At 69.4% G+C, this 20,078-nt stretch carries 19 protein-coding genes and 1 pseudogene; 17 read left to right on the top strand and 3 right to left on the bottom strand.

What is annotated here, in order from left to right; genetic code table 11:
• The first annotated feature begins 9 nt into the window (after nucleotides 1-9).
• The 4 genes and pseudogenes from AC5Y3P_RS02435 (at nucleotide 10) to aroB (ending at nucleotide 3,449) form a co-directional block, all read left to right on the top strand.
• Nucleotides 10-435 carry a prepilin peptidase gene (locus AC5Y3P_RS02435; protein ID WP_500044311.1) on the top strand — a complete coding sequence of 142 codons (426 nt, stop codon included), beginning with the start codon at nucleotides 10-12 and terminating at the stop codon, nucleotides 433-435.
• A gap of 51 nt (nucleotides 436-486) precedes the next feature.
• A complete protein-coding gene (gene aroC / locus AC5Y3P_RS02440) occupies nucleotides 487-1,689 on the top strand; it encodes a chorismate synthase (RefSeq protein WP_500044312.1) in 1,203 nt (400 codons plus the stop codon).
• 9 nt (nucleotides 1,690-1,698) lie between these two features.
• Nucleotides 1,699-2,202 (top strand): annotated as a pseudogene (locus tag AC5Y3P_RS02445) (shikimate kinase); the annotation flags it as partial.
• A 158-nt stretch (nucleotides 2,203-2,360) separates the two neighbouring features.
• Nucleotides 2,361-3,449 carry a 3-dehydroquinate synthase gene (gene aroB / locus AC5Y3P_RS02450; RefSeq protein ID WP_500044313.1) on the top strand — a complete coding sequence of 363 codons (1,089 nt, stop codon included), beginning with the start codon at nucleotides 2,361-2,363 and terminating at the stop codon, nucleotides 3,447-3,449.
• 144 nt (nucleotides 3,450-3,593) lie between these two features.
• On the opposite strand, the gene AC5Y3P_RS02455 is transcribed toward aroB, so the two are convergent.
• The gene (locus AC5Y3P_RS02455; RefSeq protein ID WP_500044314.1) at nucleotides 3,594-4,115 is read right to left on the bottom strand and encodes a B-4DMT family transporter; all 522 of its coding nucleotides are present in this window, start codon (nucleotides 4,113-4,115) and stop codon (nucleotides 3,594-3,596) included.
• Between the two features lie 33 nt (nucleotides 4,116-4,148).
• Here AC5Y3P_RS02455 and AC5Y3P_RS02460 point away from each other — a divergent pair, with 33 nt between their 5' ends.
• From AC5Y3P_RS02460 to AC5Y3P_RS02485, 6 genes are all read left to right on the top strand, one after another.
• Nucleotides 4,149-5,240: a M24 family metallopeptidase gene (locus tag AC5Y3P_RS02460; RefSeq protein WP_500044315.1), complete on the top strand. Its 1,092-nt coding sequence runs from the start codon at nucleotides 4,149-4,151 to the stop codon at nucleotides 5,238-5,240.
• Between the two features lie 16 nt (nucleotides 5,241-5,256).
• Nucleotides 5,257-5,820, top strand: coding sequence for an elongation factor P (gene efp, locus AC5Y3P_RS02465; RefSeq protein ID WP_500044317.1), 564 nt, complete (start codon nucleotides 5,257-5,259; stop codon nucleotides 5,818-5,820).
• The gene (nusB, locus tag AC5Y3P_RS02470; protein ID WP_500044318.1) at nucleotides 5,813-6,301 is read left to right on the top strand and encodes a transcription antitermination factor NusB; all 489 of its coding nucleotides are present in this window, start codon (nucleotides 5,813-5,815) and stop codon (nucleotides 6,299-6,301) included. The genes efp and nusB overlap by 8 nt, the downstream gene beginning before the upstream one ends.
• Before the next feature lie 100 nt (nucleotides 6,302-6,401).
• Nucleotides 6,402-6,656, top strand: a complete 255-nt coding sequence (locus AC5Y3P_RS02475; RefSeq protein ID WP_500044319.1) for an Rv1893 family protein — start codon at nucleotides 6,402-6,404, stop codon at nucleotides 6,654-6,656.
• Between the two features lie 123 nt (nucleotides 6,657-6,779).
• Complete coding sequence (locus tag AC5Y3P_RS02480; protein WP_500044545.1) at nucleotides 6,780-7,916, top strand: LLM class flavin-dependent oxidoreductase; 1,137 nt, start codon at nucleotides 6,780-6,782, stop codon at nucleotides 7,914-7,916.
• 56 nt (nucleotides 7,917-7,972) lie between these two features.
• Nucleotides 7,973-9,127, top strand: coding sequence for an acyl-CoA dehydrogenase family protein (locus AC5Y3P_RS02485; protein ID WP_500044320.1), 1,155 nt, complete (start codon nucleotides 7,973-7,975; stop codon nucleotides 9,125-9,127).
• A 55-nt stretch (nucleotides 9,128-9,182) separates the two neighbouring features.
• On the opposite strand, the gene AC5Y3P_RS02490 is transcribed toward AC5Y3P_RS02485, so the two are convergent.
• Entirely contained in the window at nucleotides 9,183-10,388 is a 1,206-nt protein-coding gene (locus AC5Y3P_RS02490) for a serine hydrolase domain-containing protein (RefSeq protein WP_500044321.1), read from the bottom strand.
• A gap of 30 nt (nucleotides 10,389-10,418) precedes the next feature.
• Nucleotides 10,419-11,033 carry a class I SAM-dependent methyltransferase gene (locus tag AC5Y3P_RS02495; protein WP_500044546.1) on the bottom strand — a complete coding sequence of 205 codons (615 nt, stop codon included), beginning with the start codon at nucleotides 11,031-11,033 and terminating at the stop codon, nucleotides 10,419-10,421.
• Nucleotides 11,034-11,234: 201 nt separating this feature from the next.
• On the opposite strand from AC5Y3P_RS02495, the gene pyrR reads away from it, so the two are divergent.
• Genes pyrR through pyrF form a run of 7 tightly spaced genes read left to right on the top strand, consistent with a single transcriptional unit; the run spans nucleotide 11,235 to nucleotide 19,973 of the window.
• On the top strand, nucleotides 11,235-11,813 hold the full coding sequence (pyrR, locus tag AC5Y3P_RS02500) for a bifunctional pyr operon transcriptional regulator/uracil phosphoribosyltransferase PyrR (protein WP_500044322.1): 579 nt from the start codon (nucleotides 11,235-11,237) through the stop codon (nucleotides 11,811-11,813).
• Nucleotides 11,810-12,778 carry an aspartate carbamoyltransferase catalytic subunit gene (locus AC5Y3P_RS02505; protein WP_500044323.1) on the top strand — a complete coding sequence of 323 codons (969 nt, stop codon included), beginning with the start codon at nucleotides 11,810-11,812 and terminating at the stop codon, nucleotides 12,776-12,778. Before pyrR ends, AC5Y3P_RS02505 begins: the two co-directional genes overlap by 4 nt.
• 52 nt (nucleotides 12,779-12,830) lie before the next feature.
• Nucleotides 12,831-14,129 (top strand): dihydroorotase, encoded by a 1,299-nt coding sequence (locus tag AC5Y3P_RS02510; protein WP_500044324.1) that lies wholly within the window; start codon nucleotides 12,831-12,833, stop codon nucleotides 14,127-14,129.
• Complete coding sequence (locus tag AC5Y3P_RS02515; protein WP_500044325.1) at nucleotides 14,126-14,653, top strand: PH-like domain-containing protein; 528 nt, start codon at nucleotides 14,126-14,128, stop codon at nucleotides 14,651-14,653. The genes AC5Y3P_RS02510 and AC5Y3P_RS02515 overlap by 4 nt, the downstream gene beginning before the upstream one ends.
• Entirely contained in the window at nucleotides 14,650-15,810 is a 1,161-nt protein-coding gene (carA, locus tag AC5Y3P_RS02520) for a glutamine-hydrolyzing carbamoyl-phosphate synthase small subunit (protein WP_500044326.1), read from the top strand. The genes AC5Y3P_RS02515 and carA overlap by 4 nt, the downstream gene beginning before the upstream one ends.
• Nucleotides 15,811-19,152 carry a carbamoyl-phosphate synthase large subunit gene (carB, locus tag AC5Y3P_RS02525; RefSeq protein ID WP_500044327.1) on the top strand — a complete coding sequence of 1,114 codons (3,342 nt, stop codon included), beginning with the start codon at nucleotides 15,811-15,813 and terminating at the stop codon, nucleotides 19,150-19,152. It begins immediately after the preceding gene.
• Complete coding sequence (gene pyrF, locus AC5Y3P_RS02530; RefSeq protein ID WP_500044328.1) at nucleotides 19,149-19,973, top strand: orotidine-5'-phosphate decarboxylase; 825 nt, start codon at nucleotides 19,149-19,151, stop codon at nucleotides 19,971-19,973. The genes carB and pyrF overlap by 4 nt, the downstream gene beginning before the upstream one ends.
• Nucleotides 19,974-20,078 lie beyond the last annotated feature (105 nt).

Genomic DNA, 20,078 nt, shown 5'->3' on the forward strand with positions numbered 1-20,078 from the left:
CTGCCGGGCATGCGGATTGCGCTGGCGGTGGCGGCGGCCGGGCTGATCGGTGCCTGGCTGCTGGCCCTGACCGTCTGCGACCTGTGCGAGCACCGACTGCCCAACGTCTTGACCATCCCGGGCGCCGGCGCGGTGCTCGTCGGGGCGGCGCTGACCGGCCGCGGGCCGGCGGCGCTGACCGGAGCCGGGCTGCTGGCCGGGTGCTATCTGCTGGTGCATCTGATCGCGCCGGCCGGGATGGGAGCCGGCGACGTCAAACTCGCGGTCGGCCTGGGCGCACTGACCGGTGCGTTCGGGGCGCCCAGCTGGATGCTGGCCGCGCTGGGCGCACCGGTGCTGACTGCGGTCGCCGGCCTGTGCCGGCGACGACGGGTGCTGCCGCACGGCCCGGCGATGTGCGCCGCGAGCGCGACGGCGGTGCTGTTGGCGCTGTGATCGGCGCCGGTGGATTTAGCTCACGAACGCGCACGTGGGAAGATGGGACGCGTGTTGCGATGGACCACCGCAGGTGAATCTCACGGCCGCGCATTGGTGGCCGTGGTCGAAGGCATGGTCGCCGGCGTCCGCGTCACCTCCGAAGACATCGGTGCCCAGTTGGCCCGGCGCCGACTCGGCTACGGCCGCGGCGCGCGGATGAAGTTCGAGCAGGACCAGGTGAGCATGCTCGGCGGGGTTCGGCACGGCCAGACCCTGGGCGGCCCGATCGCCATCGAGATCGGCAACACCGAGTGGCCCAAGTGGGAAACCGTGATGTCGCCGGACCCGGTGGACGAGGCTGCCCTGGACGTGGCGCGGAATGCGCCGCTGACCCGGCCGCGGCCCGGACACGCCGACTACGCCGGCATGCTCAAGTACGGGTTCGACGACGCCCGCCCGGTGCTCGAGCGGGCCAGTGCCCGCGAGACCGCGGCCCGAGTGGCCGCCGGCACCATCGCGCGGCAGTTCCTGCGTCAAGCGCTCGGTGTCGAGGTGCTCTCACACGTCATCTCGATCGGGCCCTCGGAACCCTACGTCGGTCCGGTCCCGCAGATCGGTGACCTGGATGGCATCGACGCCAGCCCGGTACGCGCGTTCGACGCCGCGGCCGAGGCCTCGATGATCGCCGAGATCGAGGCCGCCAAACGCGACGGCGACACCCTCGGCGGTGTGGTCGAGGTGGTCGTCCACGGCCTGCCGATCGGATTGGGTTCGTTCACCAGCGGCGACAACCGGTTGGACGCCCAACTGGCCGGAGCCCTGATGGGCATCCAGGCGATCAAGGGCGTCGAGGTGGGTGACGGCTTCGAGACCGCGCGTCGGCGCGGCAGCCAGGCGCACGACGAGATCTACCCCGGCCCGGACGGCGTGGTGCGCTCCACCAACCGCGCCGGCGGTCTGGAAGGCGGCATGACCAACGGGCAGCCGCTGCGGGTGCGCGCAGCCATGAAGCCGATCTCGACGGTGCCGCGCGCGCTGGCCACCGTCGACATGGCCACCGGCGATGAGGCCGTCGCGATTCACCAGCGCTCCGATGTGTGCGCGGTGCCCGCCGCAGGTGTGGTCGCCGAGACCATGGTGGCGCTGGTGGTGGCCCGCGCCGCGCTGGCCAAGTTCGGCGGCGATTCACTCGCCGAGACCCGCCGCAACATCGACGGCTACCTGGCCGAGGTGGCTGCCCGGCAACCCGCGCCGCAGGCTGCGTCAGGTTAGGGGCAGGCCATGGCACCCAAGGCCGTCCTGGTCGGCATGCCCGGTTCGGGTAAGTCGACGATCGGCCGACGGCTGGCCAAGGCGCTGGGTGTGCCGTTACTGGACACCGACGTCCAGATCGTGGAGAGCACCGGCCGGGCCATCCCGGACATCTTCGCCGAAGACGGCGAGGCCGGCTTCCGCCGCATCGAGGAGGACGTGATCCGCACCGCGCTGGCCGAACACGACGGTGTGCTGTCCCTGGGTGGCGGCGCGATCACCACCCCCGGGGTCCGCCAGGCGCTGGTCGGCCACACCGTCATCTATCTGGAAATCAGTGCTGCCGAAGGTATTCGGCGTACCGCCGGGTCGGCGCGGCCGCTGCTGGCCGGCGATGACCCGGGCGCCAAGTACCGCGCGCTGATGGCCGAGCGGGTGCCGCTGTACCGGCGGGTGGCCACCATGCGGGTCAACACCAACCGGCGCAATCCGGGCGCGGTCGCGGCCTACATCGCGGCGCGCCTGGAGGACCCGGACGCCGCCCGGCAGATCCGGCAGAGTCGCCGCCGCCGCCCGCCCTGGCGACTGACCCCGCCCCGGGTGGAAACGGATGCCGCCGAAGGGGTTTCATCGACACCGCCCACACCCGCCACGCCCGCCGCCCTGGCGGCCCGCCGCGCAGAGGTTCGCAAATGACCGACTTTTCCACCCCCGTCGTCGTCGACGTGGCGGTTGATCCGCCGTACCCGGTGACCATCGGGACCGGACTGCTCACCGAACTGGGCACCGCGCTCGAGGGCACCAACAAGGTCGCCATCCTGTATCAGCCGACGTTGACGGTCACCGCCGAGTCGATCCGTAAATTCCTGGCGGACAAGGGTATCGACGCGCACCGCATCGAGATACCGGACGCTGAAGCCGGCAAGGACCTGCCGGTGGTGGGTTTCATCTGGGAGGTGCTGGGCCGGATCGGGCTGGACCGCAAGGACGCCGTGGTCAGCCTCGGCGGCGGTGCCGCCACCGACGTCGCCGGCTTCGCCGCGGCCACCTGGCTGCGCGGCATCTCGATCGTGCACGTGCCCACCACGCTGCTCGGCATGGTCGACGCGGCGGTCGGCGGCAAGACCGGGATCAACACCGAGGCCGGCAAGAACCTGGTGGGTGCCTTCCATCAGCCGCGTGCAGTACTGGTCGATCTGGCCACCCTGGAGACGCTGCCGCCGAACGAATTGGTGGCCGGCATGGCCGAGATCGTCAAGGCCGGCTTCATCGCCGATCCGGTGATCCTGGACCTGATCGAAGCCGACCCGGCGGCTGCCGTCGACCCGCGCGGCGACGTGCTGCCCGAACTGATCCACCGCTCGATTGCGGTCAAGGCGCAGGTGGTGGCGGCCGACGAGAAGGAGTCGGCGCTGCGCGAAATCCTGAACTACGGACACACTTTGGCGCACGCCATCGAGCGTCGCGAACGCTACAACTGGCGGCACGGTGCGGCCGTGTCGGTGGGTCTGGTGTTCGCCGCCGAGCTGGGCCGGCTGGCCGGCCGGCTCGACGACGCCACCGCCGAGCGGCACCGCAGCGTACTGACCGCATTGGGTCTGCCGGTCGACTACGACGCCGACGCCTTCCCGCAGCTGCTGGAGTACATGGCCGGCGACAAGAAGACCCGCGCCGGGGTGCTGCGTTTCGTGGTGCTCGACGGCCTGGCCAAACCGGGCCGGCTGGAGGGCCCAGATCCGGCGCTGCTGGCCGCGGCCTACGGCGCGATCGCCCGGGACTGACGCGCTTCTCGGGCTTGCCGCTGCCGCTCACCCGTTTCGCTCGCGCTTATTGAATTCAATAAGCGCGAGCAAAACGGTTGAGCGGGAATGCGTTTGGGTTAAGCGGAGCTGCGGAACCCGGAGCAAAACAGCGGTCAGCGCCGGTCAGCGAGTCTGCTGGTCGTCCTGCACCGCGGCGAACACGTCGGTGTCGGCGCGTTCTTCGCCGTCTTCGTCGTGCACGTGGCCGTGCTGCGGCGCGGGCGGGCCCTTGCGGTCGATCAGCACCCGGCCGACCACCACGCCCAGCATCGCGGGCAGGAACACCACCAGCGCGATGAATGCCGCGAACGTGGTCAGCTCACCGAACAGCCCCTGCACGTACAGCTGGGGGTAGGCGAACGAGATCAGCCAGCACACCGCACCGGAGACCAGTCCGGCCACCAACCCGGCCACCAGCCAGGTCATCGCCAGGTCTTCCCGACGGTCCGGGTCGGGGTTTTCGCGCGCGTCGGCGCGACCGTCGCGCAGACCCCACAGCACGGCCACCAGCACCAGAATGGTCAGCGCCACCAGGCTGATGTGCAGCGCGTAGCGCTCCATGTTCGAGGTCAGTACTTCCTTGATGAGGCGGATCAGGACAACCAATGCCGCGAACACCAAGCCGCGCGCCAACCACTTGCTCATGACTGCACAGCGTAGCGAGTACCGTTTTGGGGCGTGACACATTCCCAGCGGCGTGCCAAGTTGTGTGATCGATTACAGTCCGCGTCCCTGGACGCGATGCTGGTCAGTGACCTGAACAACGTCCGCTACCTGTCCGGGTTCAGCGGATCCAACGCCGCGCTGCTGGTCTTCGCCGACGATCGGCCCGCGGTGCTGGCCACCGACGGCCGCTACCGCACCCAGGCGGCCCGGCAGGCTCCCGACGTCGACCTGGTGATCGAGCGGGCCTGTGCGCGCAGCCTGGCCGGCCACGCGGTCGGCGCCGGGGTGGGCCGGCTGGGTTTCGAAGGTCACGTGTTGACCGTCGACGCGTTCGATGCGTTGCAGCGCGCGGTGGCCGACGCTCCAGCCCTCGAGTTCGTCCGCGCGTCCGGCACCGTGGAGGCGCTGCGCGAGGTCAAGGACGCCGGTGAACTGGCGCTGCTGCGGCTGGCCTGCGAAGCCGCCGACGCTGCCCTGACTGATCTGATCGAGCGCGGTGGTCTGCGGCCCGGCCGCACCGAGCGTGAGGTGCGCAACGAGTTGGAGGCGTTGATGCTCACGCACGGCGCCGATGGGCCGTCCTTCGAGACCATCGTGGCCGCCGGAGCCAACTCCGCGGTACCGCATCACCGGCCCACCGACGCCGTGCTGGCCGCCGGTGACTTCGTCAAGATCGACTTCGGTGCGCTGGTGGCCGGCTACCACTCGGACATGACCCGCACCTTCGTGCTGGGCCGGCCGGCCGATTGGCAACGCGAGATCTACCAGCTGGTGGCGGCCGCGCAGCGGGCCGGTCGGGAGGCGTTGGCACCCGGTGTCGCGCTGTGCGACGTCGACGCCGCCGCGCGCGATGTGATCGCCGAGGCCGGGTACGCCGAGACCTTCAGCCATGGTCTGGGGCACGGCGTGGGACTGCAGATCCACGAAGCGCCGGGAATCAACGCCAGCGCCGCCGGTACACTGCTCGGTGGCTCTACGGTCACCGTCGAGCCCGGCGTCTACTTGCCCGATCGCGGCGGTGTCCGCATCGAGGACACGCTCGCGGTTTCAGGTAGTGCCCCTGAACTGCTTACCCGGTTCCCCAAGGAACTGCAGACCCTCTGACTAAGGAGTCAACCTCGTGGCATCGACTGCCGATTTCAAGAACGGACTGGTCCTCAAGATCGACGGCCAGCTCTGGCAGATCATCGAATTCCAGCACGTCAAGCCCGGTAAAGGGCCGGCGTTCGTGCGGACCAAGCTGAAGAACGTGGTGTCCGGCAAGACCGTCGACAAGACCTACAACGCGGGTGTGAAGGTGGAGACCGCCACCGTGGACCGCCGCGACGCCACCTACCTGTACCGCGACGGCGCCGACTTCGTGTTCATGGACTCCGAGGACTACGAGCAGCACCCGCTGCCCGAGGCGATGGTCGGCAAGGCCGCGGGCTTCCTGCTGGAGTCCATGCCCGTGCAGATCGCCTTCCACGACGGCACCCCGCTGTACCTGGAACTGCCGGTTTCGGTCGAGCTCGAGGTCACCCACACCGAGCCCGGGCTGCAGGGTGACCGCTCCAGCGCGGGCACCAAGCCGGCCACGGTGGAGACCGGCGCCGAGATCCAGGTGCCGTTGTTCATCAACACCGGTGACAAGCTCAAGGTCGACACCCGCGACGGAAGCTATCTGGGTCGCGTGAATGGCTGACGCCAAACCCGGCAAGTCCGGCGGCAGGCACGCGGCCCGCAAGCGCGCGGTCGACCTGCTGTTCGAGGCCGAAGCGCGGGCACTGACGCCGGCCGAGGTGGTCGATTCACGCACCCTGCTGGCCAACTCGGTGCGCGGGATCGAACCGCTGGCGCCCTACACCGAGACGGTGGCCCGCGGCGTGACCGAGCATGCCGCGCACATCGACGACCTGATCAGCAGTCACCTGCAGGGCTGGACGTTGGCCCGGCTGCCCGCGGTGGACCGGGCGATCCTGCGGGTCGCGGTCTGGGAGTTGCTGCACGCCGACGACGTACCCGAACCGGTCGCGGTGGACGAAGCCGTCGAGCTGGCCAAGGAACTGTCCACCGACGACTCGCCGGGATTCGTCAACGGCGTGCTGGGTCAGGTGATGCTGGTCACCCCGCAGATCCGTGCGGCGGCCCAGGCGGTACGCGGCACGGCCAGTCCCGAAGAGTGACGCTGCGCACCCTCGCGTAGCCGCGCGCGATCTGGTTGGCTCGAAGAAACACACTGCCCGGAACACCGGTGCAGCCTCGCCCGACCAGATTGGGACGCTGATGGCCTTCAACCCCAAGGACGCGATCGACACCGCACGTGACATCGCCACCTACGCCGTCGAGATGTCGGCCGACATCGTGGACAACGCCGTCGAGGTGATCAAGGGCAACGTCACCGAGGGCGTCAACAACATCGTGCAGGACTCGCTGGACATCGCCGGCCACGCCGTGCAGAAGACCGTGGAACTGTTCTCCGGTGCCGACGACGGCGACGTCGGTGCCGACGTCGACAACGCCGCCGCCCCGGACGCTTAGTCCGGCGCCGGCGCCGGAACCCCGAGCACGTAGGCCCCGCAAAACCGTTGCCGCGCATTACCCTTCTCGTTGCATACGGAAGGATGTTCAGTGGACGGGTTCAGCCGCGACGGCCTGCGGATCATGTGGTACATCAACGGCGCCGACGGCGACGTGCCGTGGCAACGTGACCGCCGCATCCCGCCGTCGCTGGGCCATCTGCGGGCCCTGGCCGCAGCCTTGGACGGGGTGGGCTACTACGGCGCGCTGAGCACCGCGCGGGAGACCATCGCGCTGGTCGGTGACACCGAGCGGTTGCGGTTCATGATCCCGGAGTACCCGGGCGTCAAACCGCCCGCACTGCTGGCCGAGGAAGCCCAGGTGTTCGACCACTATTCGGGTGGCCGGCTGATCTACAACCAGGTGAACGGCGCCGACCCGGTGCTGGCCCGCTACGGCCGGTTCGACTCCAAGGCGCAGCGTTACGCGATCTCGCAGGAGTACTGGAAGCTGGTCCGCCGGCTCTACCTCGACGAGACCGACGCCGTCGACGGCGAACACTTCCAACTCGGCCCGCGCTACAAACCGCCGATCATGGGGCCCCGGCAACGTGGCGGGGTACCGGTGTGGGGGACCGGCGCCTCCCCGGAGGGGGTGGCGCATGCCGCCGAGGTGCTCGATGTCTACCTGAGCTTCCTGGCCCAACCCCATTTGTTGGCAAGCACTTTCGGCGCGGTGCGCGAAGCTGCTGCGGCCAGGGGCCGTGCCATCCCGATGGGTGTGCTGGCCAGTGTGGTCGTCCGGGACACCGACGAGCAGGCCTGGTCACACTTCGAATGGCAACTGGCGCACACGGATCCGGCCGAGATGACCCGGCTGGCCGACCGCAACCTGCGCTCGTTCGGGTTCGGGCCGCTGGAACAGATGTCGAGCACCGACGCGCAGGTGCAGGCCCGGATCGAGGCGCTGCGCGCCGGCCGGATCCCGGGCCGCGCCGAACTCGAATTCGCCCCGGGCCTGGCCGCCGGGCTGACCACCTGGACCTCCGGTGAGCCGCCGTTCGACATCGCCGGCAAGGGATCGGGCAACTACCTGGTGGGCAGTCCGGAGACAGTGGCCAAGCTGATCACCGAGCTGTCCGCCGAACTCGACATCGACACCTGGATTCTGTCCGGCTGGCCGCTGGCCGCCGAAGCGCAGCGGTTCGCCGAGCAGGTGATGCCGCTGCTGGACGTGCGGCCATATGAGCCGCCGGTGTTGTCGTCGGCGCCGGTGCTCTGATCGGCCGCTGACCAGCCCGAGACGTCCATACTAAAAGGTATGGTAACGTCGCCGGCATGACGTCGGTCACCGAAGATTTCGTCGCCAAGCTCGCCGACCGCGCCGCCGAAGCCGAGGACCTGCGCCGGCTGCCGGCCGCGACCGTGGCCGATTTCCGCGACAGTGGACTGGCCACCCTGCTGCTGCCGGCGCGCTACGGCGGTCAACAGGCCGACTTCCCGCAGATCCTGGCGCCGATCCGGCAGATGGCGCACGGTTGTGCGTCGAGCGCCTGGACGCTGGGCTTCTACATGCTGCACAACTGGATGCTGGCGCTGTTCAGCGAGCAAGCGCAGCAGGAAGTGTTCGCCCACGGCCCGGCGCTGTGCCCGGCGCCGCTGGCCCCGACCGGGCGGGCGGTACCGTGCCAGGGCGGGTTGCAGCTCAGCGGCCGCTGGTCCTGGGCCACCGGCGTGATGGACGCGGACTGGATCATGGTCGGTGCGCTGTGCGGACCCGAGGATGACCCGGCCGGGATGTACCCCGCGCTGCTGCTGTTGCCGATCGCCGACGTCACCGTCGAGGACGTGTGGCACACCGCGGGTATGCGCGCCACCGGGTCCAACGACGTCGTCGCCGCCGATGTGGTGGTGCCCGAGCACCGGGTGGTCAAGGTGCTCGACGTCTACCGCGGCACCGCTCCGGGTGCCGCGCTGCACGACGCCGACTGCTACCGCTGGCCCATGGTGCCGGCGCTGTCGCTGGTGGCCGCGATGCCGGCGTTGGGTGCGGCCGAAGGTGTGGTGGACAAGTTCGCGGCCCGGCTTGCCGAGCGGGTGCTGGCGTATTCCGCTACCGCACAACGGGATCAGCCCTCGGCGCAGATCCGGCTGGGCGACGCCCGGGTGCGGTTGGCCGCCCTGCGCGCGCTGCTGGACGCGACCGTCGCGCGGATCGCAGAACTGGTCGCCTCCGGTGAGCCGGTGCCGCGGGCCGAACGTGCCACCGCGCGGGTGGCCGCAGCGCACATCGTGCACGAGTCCCGTTCGATCATCGCCGACGTGCTCGAGGCCTCCGGCGCCAGCGCGCAGTTCTTGACCAACCCGATGCAGCGCGCCAAACGGGACGTCGACGTGATCAGCGGGCACGTGGTGTTCGACTACGACGTGGCCCGCGAACTGGCCGGCGCACTGGAGATCGGCGTCAAAGTATCGCCAATCGCCATGCTCTAGTTGCGATTTCGGTGCGCTAGGGGGCGCTGCGCGCCCCCAAACGCACCGAAATCGCTCAGAGCTCGAGTGCTTCGTAGGTGCGACGGACGAACCGCGGCTGTGCGGTGCGCAGCGCGGCCAGCGAGGTGTTGCCGGCGATTGCGGCCGCGGCATCCGGCGACAGGTCCGGCGCATTCTGGATCAGGTAGATCAGGATCAGATCGGCGCTCGGGTCGGCCTGCCACCAGGTGCCGTAGGCGCCGGGCCAACCGAAGCTGCCCAGCCCGCCGGGACCGTAGAGCTGCTCGGAGCGGGCCGGGTCGGTGACCAGCGACAGGTTCAGCCCGAAGCCGCGGCCCAGCCAGAACGGCATACCCAGGAACGGCACTTCCTTCTGCGCCGGGGTCAGCCGGTCGGTGCGCATCGCGGCCACCGCATCCTTGGACAGCACCCGCACGCCGTCGACCTCGCCGCCGTCGAGCAGCATCCGGGCGAATCGCAGATAGTCGTCGACGGTCGACCACAGTCCGGCCCCGCCCTGACAGAACGGCGGCGCGGTGATCGGCGGTGGTCCCATCACGTCGTGGGCCAGCGTGCCGGTCTCGTCGAGCTGGTACATGGTGGCCGCGCGACGGCGAGATTGCGGGGTGAGGAAGAACCCGGTGTCGGTCATACCCAACGGTTCGAAGACCCGCTCGCTGAGCACCTGGTGCAGCGGTTTGGCCTCGATCCGCGAAATCAGGATGCCCAGCACGTCGGTGGCGTGGCTGTAGGTCAGTTGCTGTCCGGGCTGATGCGCCAGCGGCAGCGCCGCCAGCTCGGTCAGCCAGCGGTCCTGGTCCTGGCGCATCGGCAGCCGGGCGTAGGCGCGGGCCAGCTCGCCGGGGATGGAGAACTGGTAGGCCAGACCGCTGCGGTGGGTCATCAGATCGTCGATCGTGAGAGCCCGATGTGCCGGGGTGGTCTTGTCCAGCGGGCCGCGCAGGTCGACCAGCACGCGGGGTGCGGCGAACTCCGGCAGCCAGCGCGCGATCGGGTCGCGCAGGCTCAGCTTGCCCTCGTCGAGCAGGGCCATCGCGGCTGCGACGGTCACGGGTTTGGTCATCGACGCGATCCGGAAGATGGTGTCGCGGGTCATCGGCAGGCCGGCGTCGACGTCGCGATGCCCGATCTCATTGACCTGCAGGGTCTTTCCGCGCTGCCAGACCAAGGTGACCGCACCGGCGAGCAGGCCCGCGTCGCAGGCCTGCTGGATCGAGGTGGCGTTGCCGTCGAGATTCATCGCAGCTCAGCCTAGTGCAGCCGGTGGCAGCTACCCGCGCTGCGCGCGCAGCATCCACATCTGCGCCTCGGTGCCGTCGTCGATCGGCAGCTCGAGGGTGCCCAGCTCCTCGATGATCCAGCCGGCCGCGGTGAGGGTCTGGCGCAACTGCTGCTCGGTCACCGCGGGCCGCGGCCAGTCCCCGGCCTGGGTGTTGGCGTCGGAGAACGCCGAGAGCAACAACGTGGCGCCCGGCCGGGTGGCGCGGTGCACCGCGCGGCCGTAGGCGGCCCGGCCGGCGTCGTCGAGGCAGTGGTAACAACCGCTGTCGACGACGGTGTCGAACTTGCCGTCGTGACCGTCGAGCACGGTGGCGTCGGCGACCGAGAACCGGACGTTCACGTGCGCGTCGACCGCGCGGCGCTCGGCGGTGATCAACGCGGTCGGGGAGACGTCCACCCCGGTCACCGCAAACCCCTGCTGGGCCAGATAGATCGCGTTGTCGCCGAGACCGCACCCGATGTCGAGCACCTCGCCGTGCACCAGACCGGCCTCATGCCAGGCGATGACGTTCTGCTTGGGCGCCTTGGTGTCCCACGGCGGGCTGCTCACCGCAGGCAGGCCCGGCCCGGGGCTTTCACCTCGGTAGAGCGCATCGAAGTCCATCGGCGTCGAAGCTGGGCTGCGCGGGTCGTCCGCGTTGGCATTCGTCACTTCCGCCAATGTAGTCCTGATCACTGCCGATGCCACCTGTGATTGCGGTTGCGGCGACTCGTGGATCTGGCCGACCGGCTGCTAAGCTGCCCGGCAGTTCGACATCCTTTAACGATCCGTCCGGTGAGGCGGAGAAGGAGGTCACGGCGACCCATGGGCGCTACCACCGATGAGCACGAACGCGAGCTGATGTCCGCGGCGGACGTCAGCCGTACGGTTTCCCGCATCGCCCATCAGATCATCGAGAAGACCGCGCTCGACGGTGCCGACGCACCTCGCGTGGTCCTGCTCGGCATTCCCACTCGCGGCGTGGTCCTGGCGTCCCGGCTGGCCGCGCACATCACCGAGTTCTCCGGTGTCGCGGTCAGCCACGGCGCGATCGACATCACGCTCTACCGCGACGACCTCAACATCAAACCCCCACGCCCGCTGGAGGAGACCTCGATCCCGGAGGGCGGCATCGACGGCGCGTTGGTGATCCTGGTCGACGACGTGCTCTACGCCGGCCGGTCGGTGCGCTCGGCGCTGGACGCGTTGCGCGACATCGGTCGTCCGCGTGCGGTGCAACTGGCGGTGTTGGTCGACCGTGGGCACCGCGAACTGCCGATCCGCGCCGACTACGTCGGCAAGAACGTCCCGACGTCGCGCTCCGAGAGCGTCAAGGTCCATCTGACCGAAATCGACGGCTACGACAGTGTCACGATCGCCCCGCACGGAGGTTCTGCCCGGTGAAACACCTGCTGACCACGGCAGATCTCACCCGCGACGAGGCCGTCGCGATCCTCGACGACGCCGACCGGTTCGCGGCGGCGCTGCTGGGCCGCGAGGTCAAGAAGCTGCCCACCCTGCGTGGCCGCACCGTGATCACCATGTTCTACGAGAACTCCACCCGCACCCGGGTGTCCTTCGAGGTGGCCGGCAAGTGGATGAGCGCCGACGTGATCAACGTCAGCTCGTCGGGTTCCTCGGTGGCCAAGGGTGAGTCGCTGCGCGACACCGCGTTGACCTTGCGCGCGGCCGGCGCCGATGCCCTGATCATCCGGCATCCCGCGTCCGGCGCGGCCCAGCAGCTGGCGGCCTGGACCGCCGAAGACGACGAACTCGGCGGGGGCGGCCCCTCGGTCATCAACGCCGGCGACGGCACCCACGAGCACCCCACCCAGGCACTGCTCGACGCGCTCACGCTGCGGCAGCGACTCGGTGACATCGAGGGCAAGCGGGTGGTGATCGTCGGCGACATCCTGCATTCCCGGGTCGCGCGCTCCAACGTGATGCTGCTGGCGACCCTGGGGGCCGAGGTGGTGTTGGTGGCTCCGCCGACGCTGCTGCCGGTCGGTGTCGGTGGCTGGCCGGCCGTGGTGTCCCACGACCTGGACGCCGAGTTGCCGGCCGCCGATGCGGTGTTGATGCTGCGGGTGCAGGCCGAGCGGATGAATGGCGGGTTCTTCCCGTCGGCCCGCGAGTATTCGGTGCTCTACGGGCTCTCCGAGCGCCGGCAGGCGATGCTGCCCGGCCATGCCGTGGTGCTGCACCCCGGACCGATGCTGCGCGGCATGGAGATCGCCTCGTCGGTCGCCGATTCATCGCAATCTGCGGTGCTGCAACAGGTTTCCAACGGTGTCCACGTCCGGATGGCGGTGCTGTTCCACCTGCTGGTGGGTGCCGGCCAGCCGGCTGAGACGGGAGCTGGGTCATGACCCGAGTCGACGATGCGGCGCGCGGGACGAGTGCGGCTGAGGAGCGAGGAAATTGAGCACGATTCTGCTTCGCGGGGTGCGCCGCTACGGCGAGGGTGATCCGGTCGATGTGCTGATCGCCGACGGTCAGATCACCGAGATCGGCACCGATCTGGTGGCCGACCTGGACCTGGTCGAGGTCATCGAAGTCCAGGGGCAGGTGCTGCTGCCCGGTTTCGTCGACCTGCACACCCACCTGCGGGAGCCGGGCCGCGAAGACACCGAGACCATCGAAACCGGTTCGGCGGCAGCCGCACTGGGTGGCTACACCGCGGTGTTCGCGATGGCCAACACCAATCCGGTGGCCGATTCGCCGGTGGTCACCGACCACGTCTGGCACCGCGGTCAGCAGGTCGGCCTGGTCGACGTGCACCCGGTCGGTGCGGTCACGGTCGGGCTGGAGGGCCGCCAGCTCACCGAGATGGCGATGATGGCCAGCGGCGCCGGGCAGGTCCGGATGTTCTCCGATGACGGCAAATGCGTGCACGACCCGTTGGTGATGCGCCGGGCCCTGGAATACGCCACCGGCCTGGGCGTACTGATTGCCCAGCACGCCGAAGAGCCGCGGCTGACCGTCGGGGCGGTGGCCCACGAAGGACCCACCGCGGCCAAGTTGGGGCTGGCCGGCTGGCCGCGGGCCGCCGAGGAGTCGATCGTGGCGCGCGATGCCATTCTGGCCCGCGACGCCAGCGCCCGGGTGCACATCTGCCACGCGTCCACGGTGGGCACCGTGGAGATCCTGAAATGGGCCAAAGCCCAAGGTATTTCGATCACCGCCGAGGTCACGCCGCATCACTTGCTGCTGGACGACTCGCGGCTGGAGAGCTACGACGGCGTGAACCGGGTGAACCCACCGCTGCGGGAAGCCGACGATGCGCTGGCGCTGCGCCAGGCGCTGGCCGACGGTGTGATCGACTGCGTGGCCACCGACCACGCGCCGCACGCCGAACACGAGAAGTGCGTCGAATTCGCCCACGCGCGCCCCGGCATGCTGGGTCTCGAGACCGCACTGTCGGTGGTGGTGGCAACCATGGTGCAAACCGGGCTGCTGGACTGGCGCGGCGTGGCCGCGGTGATGAGCGAGAACCCGGCCCGGATCGCGGGTCTGCCCGATCAGGGCCGCCCGATCGAGGTCGGCGAGCCGGCCAACCTGGTCGTGGTGGACCCGGATGCCAGCTGGACCGTCGAGGGCGCCGAGTTGGCCAGCCGGTCGGCCAACACGCCCTATCAGGCCATGACCCTGCCGGCGCGGGTGACCGCGACGCTGCTGCGCGGCAAGATCACCGCGCGGGACGGGAAGGTCGGCTGGTGAACACCCCCACGCTGGTCAGTTCGCTGATCTTCGCCGCCGTGCTGGCGGTGCTGGTCACCGTGCTGATCATGCTGATGATGCGCGGCTGGCGCCGGCGTGCCGAGCGGCAACTCGCCGTGGTCGGCCAATGGCCTGCGCTGCCGGACACCGTCGGCCCGGCACTGCGCCCGGGCATCACCGGGCTTTATGTGGGCAGCACCTTCGCGCCCAGCTGGCAGGACCGAATCGTGGTGGGCGACATCGGATACCGCAGCAAAGCGGTGCTGACCCGCTACCCCGAGGGGATCATGGTGCAGCGCAGCGGTGCGGCACCGATCTGGATACCTGACGAGGCCATCGTGGCGATCCGCACCGAACGCGGCATCGCCGGGAAGGCCATGACGCACGAGGGAATTTTGGCGATCCGGTGGCGACTGCCGTCGGGCACCGAGATCGACACCGGGTTCCGGGCCGACGATCGGCGTGAGTACGCCGCGTGGGTGACCGAAAACGGTGAGATGGCAGATGGAGCGGAGAGCGCGTGAGGCACGACGAAGCAGTACTGGTTCTCGAAGACGGCCGGGTGTTCACCGGCACGTCGTTCGGGGCCGTGGGTAAGACGCTGGGGGAGGCGGTGTTCTCCACCGCGATGTCGGGCTATCAGGAGACCCTGACCGACCCCAGCTACCACCGCCAGATCGTGGTGGCCACCGCGCCGCAGATCGGCAACACCGGCTGGAACGACGAGGACAGCGAGAGCCGCGACGACAAGATCTGGGTGGCCGGCTACGCCGTGCGCGACCCGTCGCCGCGCTCATCGAACTGGCGCTCCACCGGCACCCTCGATGAACAACTCGTCGGGCAGGGCGTGGTCGGTATCGCCGGTATCGACACCCGGGCGGTGGTGCGCCACCTGCGCAGCCGCGGCTCGATGAAGGCCGGGATCTTCTCCGGCCCGGCGCTGGCCGGTGTCAGCGACCGGGACGAACTGCTGGCCAAGCTGGTCGACGAGGTTAGCGGCCAACCCTCGATGCTGGGTGCGGACCTGGTCGGCGAGGTCAGCACGACCGAGCCCTATGTGGTGGAAGCCCAAGGGCCGCACCGGTTCACCGTGGTCTCGCTGGATCTGGGCATGAAGAGCAACACGCCGCGCAACATGGCCAAGCGCGGGATCCGCAGCCATATCCTGCCGGTGGCCAGCAACTTCGATGCGATCACCGAACTGAAACCCGACGGGGTGTTCCTGTCCAACGGGCCTGGCGATCCGGCCACCGCAGACCATGTGGTGGCGCTGACCCAACAGGTGCTGGAGGCCGGGATCCCGCTGTTCGGAATCTGTTTCGGCAACCAGATCCTGGGCCGGGCGTTGGGCCGGTCCACCTACAAGCTGGTCTACGGGCACCGCGGCATCAACATTCCGGTGATCGACCACGGCACCGGGCGGGTGGCGATCACCGCCCAGAACCACGGCTTCGCGCTCGAGGGCGAGGCCGGCGAGGAGTTCGACACCCCGTTCGGTCGCGCCGTGGTCAGCCACACCTGCGCCAACGACGGTGTGGTAGAGGGTGTTCGGCTGCTCAACGGCCGGGCGTTCTCGGTGCAGTACCACCCCGAGGGCGGGGCCGGGCCGCACGACGCGGAATACCTGTTCGACCAATTCATCGATCTGATGGCCGAAGGCGCCGGAAAGGACGGACGCTAGATGCCACGCCGTACCGACCTCGAGCATGTCTTGGTGATCGGCTCCGGGCCGATCGTGATCGGTCAGGCCTGCGAATTCGATTACTCGGGCACCCAGGCCTGCCGGGTGCTGCGCTCGGAAGGGCTGCAGGTCAGCCTGGTGAACTCGAATCCGGCCACCATCATGACCGACCCCGAGTACGCCGACCACACCTATGTCGAGCCGATCACGGCGGCGTTCGTCGAGAAGGTGATCGCCCAGCATGCCGAGCGGGGCAACAAGATCGACGCGCTGCTGGCCACCCTGGGCGGGCAGACTGCGTTGAACACCGCGGTCGCGCTGTACGAGAACGGTGTGCTGGAGCGCTACGGCGTGGAGCTGATCGGCGCCGACTTCGACGCCATCCAACGCGGTGAGGACCGGCAGAAGTTCAAGGACATCGTGGCCAAGGTCGGTGGCGAATCCGCGCGCAGCCGCGTGTGTTTCACCATGGACGAGGTGCGTGACACGGTCGCCGAACTGGGCCTGCCGGTGGTGGTGCGGCCCAGCTTCACGATGGGCGGACTGGGGTCGGGCATGGCGGCCAGCCTCGAGGACGTCGAGCGGATGGCCGGTGACGGTCTGGCGGCCTCGCCGAGCGCCAACGTGCTGATCGAGGAGTCCATCTACGGATGGAAAGAATACGAACTCGAGTTGATGCGCGACGGCCGCGACAACGTCGTGGTGGTCTGTTCGATCGAGAACTTCGACCCGATGGGGGTGCACACCGGTGACTCGGTGACCGTGGCCCCGGCGATGACCCTGACCGACCGCGAATACCAGGACATGCGCGATCTGGGCATCGCGATCCTGCGCGAGGTCGGGGTCGACACCGGCGGCTGCAACATCCAGTTCGCGATCAACCCGCAGGATGGCCGGTTGATCGTGATCGAGATGAATCCGAGGGTGTCGCGGTCGAGTGCGCTGGCGTCGAAGGCGACCGGCTTCCCGATCGCCAAGATCGCGGCCAAGCTGGCCATCGGCTACACGCTCGACGAGATCCTCAACGACATCACCAAGGAAACCCCGGCCTGCTTCGAGCCGACGCTGGATTACGTGGTGGTCAAGGCGCCCCGGTTCGCCTTCGAGAAGTTCCCCGGTGCCGACGCCACCCTGACCACCACCATGAAGTCGGTCGGTGAGGCGATGTCGTTGGGCCGCAACTTCACCGAGGCCCTGGGCAAGGTGATGCGCTCACTGGAGACCAAACGCAGCGGTTTCTGGACCGGTCCCGCCCCGGACGGCTCGGTCGAGGAGGTGCTCGACCGGTTGCGCACGCCCACCGACGGCCGGCTCTACGACATCGAGTACGCGCTGCGGTTGGGCGCATCGGTGGAAGAAGTCGCCGCAGCCTCGGGCGTGGACCCGTGGTTCGTCGACCAGATCGCCGGACTGGTGGCGCTGCGCACCGAACTGGTCGAGGCGCCCGTGCTCGACGAGTGGCTGCTGCGCCGGGCCAAGCACAGTGGGCTGTCCGACGGCCAGATCGCCGCGCTGCGACCCGAACTCGCCGGCGAGGTCGGGGTGCGGTCGCTGCGCGAGCGGCTCGGCATCCATCCGGTGTACAAGACCGTGGACACCTGCGCGGCCGAGTTCGAAGCCAAGACGCCCTACCACTACTCCAGCTACGAGTTGGATTCGGCCGCCGAGACCGAGGTGGCTCCGCAGACCGAACGGCCCAAAGTGCTGATCCTAGGTTCCGGACCGAACCGGATCGGGCAGGGCATCGAATTCGATTACAGCTGCGTGCATGCGGCCACCACGCTGAGCCAGGCCGGTTTCGAGACCATCATGGTCAACTGCAACCCGGAGACGGTGTCCACCGACTACGACACCGCCGACCGGCTCTACTTCGAACCGCTGACCTTCGAAGACGTGCTGGAGGTCTACCACGCCGAAAGTGCCTCCGGCGCCGGCGGACCCGGTGTGGTCGGGGTGATCGTGCAGCTCGGCGGGCAGACCCCGCTCGGGTTGGCCGAACGCCTCCAGGCGGCCGGGGTGCCGATCGTGGGAACCAGTCCCAAAGCCATCGACCTGGCCGAGGACCGCGGCGCCTTCGGTGAGGTGCTGACCGACGCGGGACTGCCGGCGCCCCGGTTCGGTACCGCCACCAGCTTCGAGCAGGCCCGCGAGATCGCGGCCGAGATCGGCTATCCGGTGCTGGTGCGGCCGTCCTATGTGCTCGGTGGCCGCGGCATGGAGATCGTCTACGACGAGGAGACCCTGCAGGGCTACATCACCCGGGCCACCGAGTTGTCGCCCGAGCATCCGGTGCTGGTGGACCGGTTCCTGGAGGACGCCATCGAGATCGACGTCGACGCGCTGTGCGACGGCACCGACGTCTACATCGGTGGGGTGATGGAGCACATCGAGGAGGCCGGTATCCACTCCGGGGACTCGGCCTGCGCGCTGCCGCCGGTGACGTTGGGTCGCACCGACATCGCCGCGGTGCGCCGGGCCACCGAGGCGATCGCGCACGGCATCGGTGTGGTCGGCCTGCTCAACGTGCAGTTCGCGCTCAAGGACGACGTGCTCTACGTGCTGGAAGCCAACCCCCGCGCGAGTCGCACGGTGCCGTTCGTGTCCAAGGCCACCGCGGTGCCGCTGGCCAAGGCATGCGCACGAGTCATGTTGGGCGCCACCATCGCCGAACTGCGGGCCGAGGGCCTGCTGGCCGCCGACGGCGACGGTGCCAGCCCGGCGCCGCGCGCTCCGATCGCGGTCAAGGAGGCGGTGCTGCCGTTCAACCGGTTCCGCCGCACTGACGGCACCAACGTGGATTCGCTGCTGGGTCCGGAGATGAAGTCCACCGGCGAAGTGATGGGCATCGACTCCGACTTCGGCCGGGCCTTCGCCAAGAGTCAGACCGCCGCCTACGGTTCGCTGCCGATCAGCGGCACGGTCTTCGTGTCGGTGGCCAACCGGGACAAGCGTTCGCTGGTGTTCCCGGTGAAACGGTTGGCCGACCTGGGGTTTCGGCTGCTGGCCACCGATGGCACAGCAGAAATGCTGCGGCGCAACGGAATTCCGTGCGAGCTGGTCCGCAAGCACTTCGAGAGCCCGAGTCCCGAACTGCCCGAGGTGTCTTCGGTGCAGGCGATCCGGGCCGGCGAGGTCGACATGGTGATCAACACCCCGTTCGGCAACTCCGGGCCGCGGGTGGACGGCTACGAGATCCGCGCGGCCGCCGTGCAGATGCAGATCCCGTGTGTGACCACGGTGCAGGGCGCCTGGGCGGCGGTGCAGGGCATCGAGGCCGGTATCCGCGGCGACATCGGGGTGCGCTCACTGCAGGAACTGCACGCCACGCTGGACGGACAATGACGGCTGCCGGATTCGGTGCCCGGCTGGCCACCGCCATCGCCGACCGGGGTCCGCTGTGTTTGGGCATCGATCCGCATCCGGAACTGCTCGACGCCTGGTCGCTGCCGCGCGACGCCGACGGGCTGGCGGCGTTCTGTGCCATCTGCACCGAGGCCTACGCCGACTTCGCAGTGGTCAAACCGCAGGTGGCGTTCTTCGAGGTCTACGGCGCGGCCGGTTTCACCGTGCTGGAACGCACGATGGCCGAGTTGCGTGCGTGCGGTGTGCTGGTGCTCGCCGACGCCAAACGCGGCGACATCGGTTCCACCATGGCTGCCTACGCGCAAGCCTGGGCCGGGGACGCGCCGCTGGCCGCCGATGCCGTCACGGCCTCGCCGTACCTGGGCTTCGGGTCGCTGACCCCGCTGCTGGACACCGCCGCAGCGCACGGCCGCGGCGTCTTCGTGCTGGCCGCCACGTCCAACCCGGAGGGTGCGCAGGTGCAGCGCGCCACCGGCGCTGACGGGCGCAGCGTCGCGCAGACCGTGGTCGACGCTGCCGCTGCCGTCAACGCGGCCCAGCCTGGGCCGGGAGGGGTCGGCGTCGTCGTCGGCGCCACGTTGGCGCAGGTGCCCGATCTGAGCGCGCTGGGCGGTCCGGTGCTGGTTCCGGGCGTAGGGGCCCAGGGTGGGCGCCCAGAGGCCCTGGCGGGCCTGGGAGGGGCGGTTGCCGGCCAGCTGCTGCCCGCGGTGTCGCGCGAGGTGCTGCGCGCCGGCCCGGACGTCACCGCGCTGCGCGCTGCCGCCGAGCGGCTCCGCGACGCGGTCGCGTACCTGGCCTGACGCCGCTCACAGCGGGATCCAGACCCCGAAGATGGGTGCCGGCTGAGCAACCGTCGCGACCGCGTCGTCCGGTTGCCGAAGCTCGACACGCCGAAATGCAGCAAA

It is taken from the genome of Mycobacterium sp. NGS45, assembly GCF_059812645.1.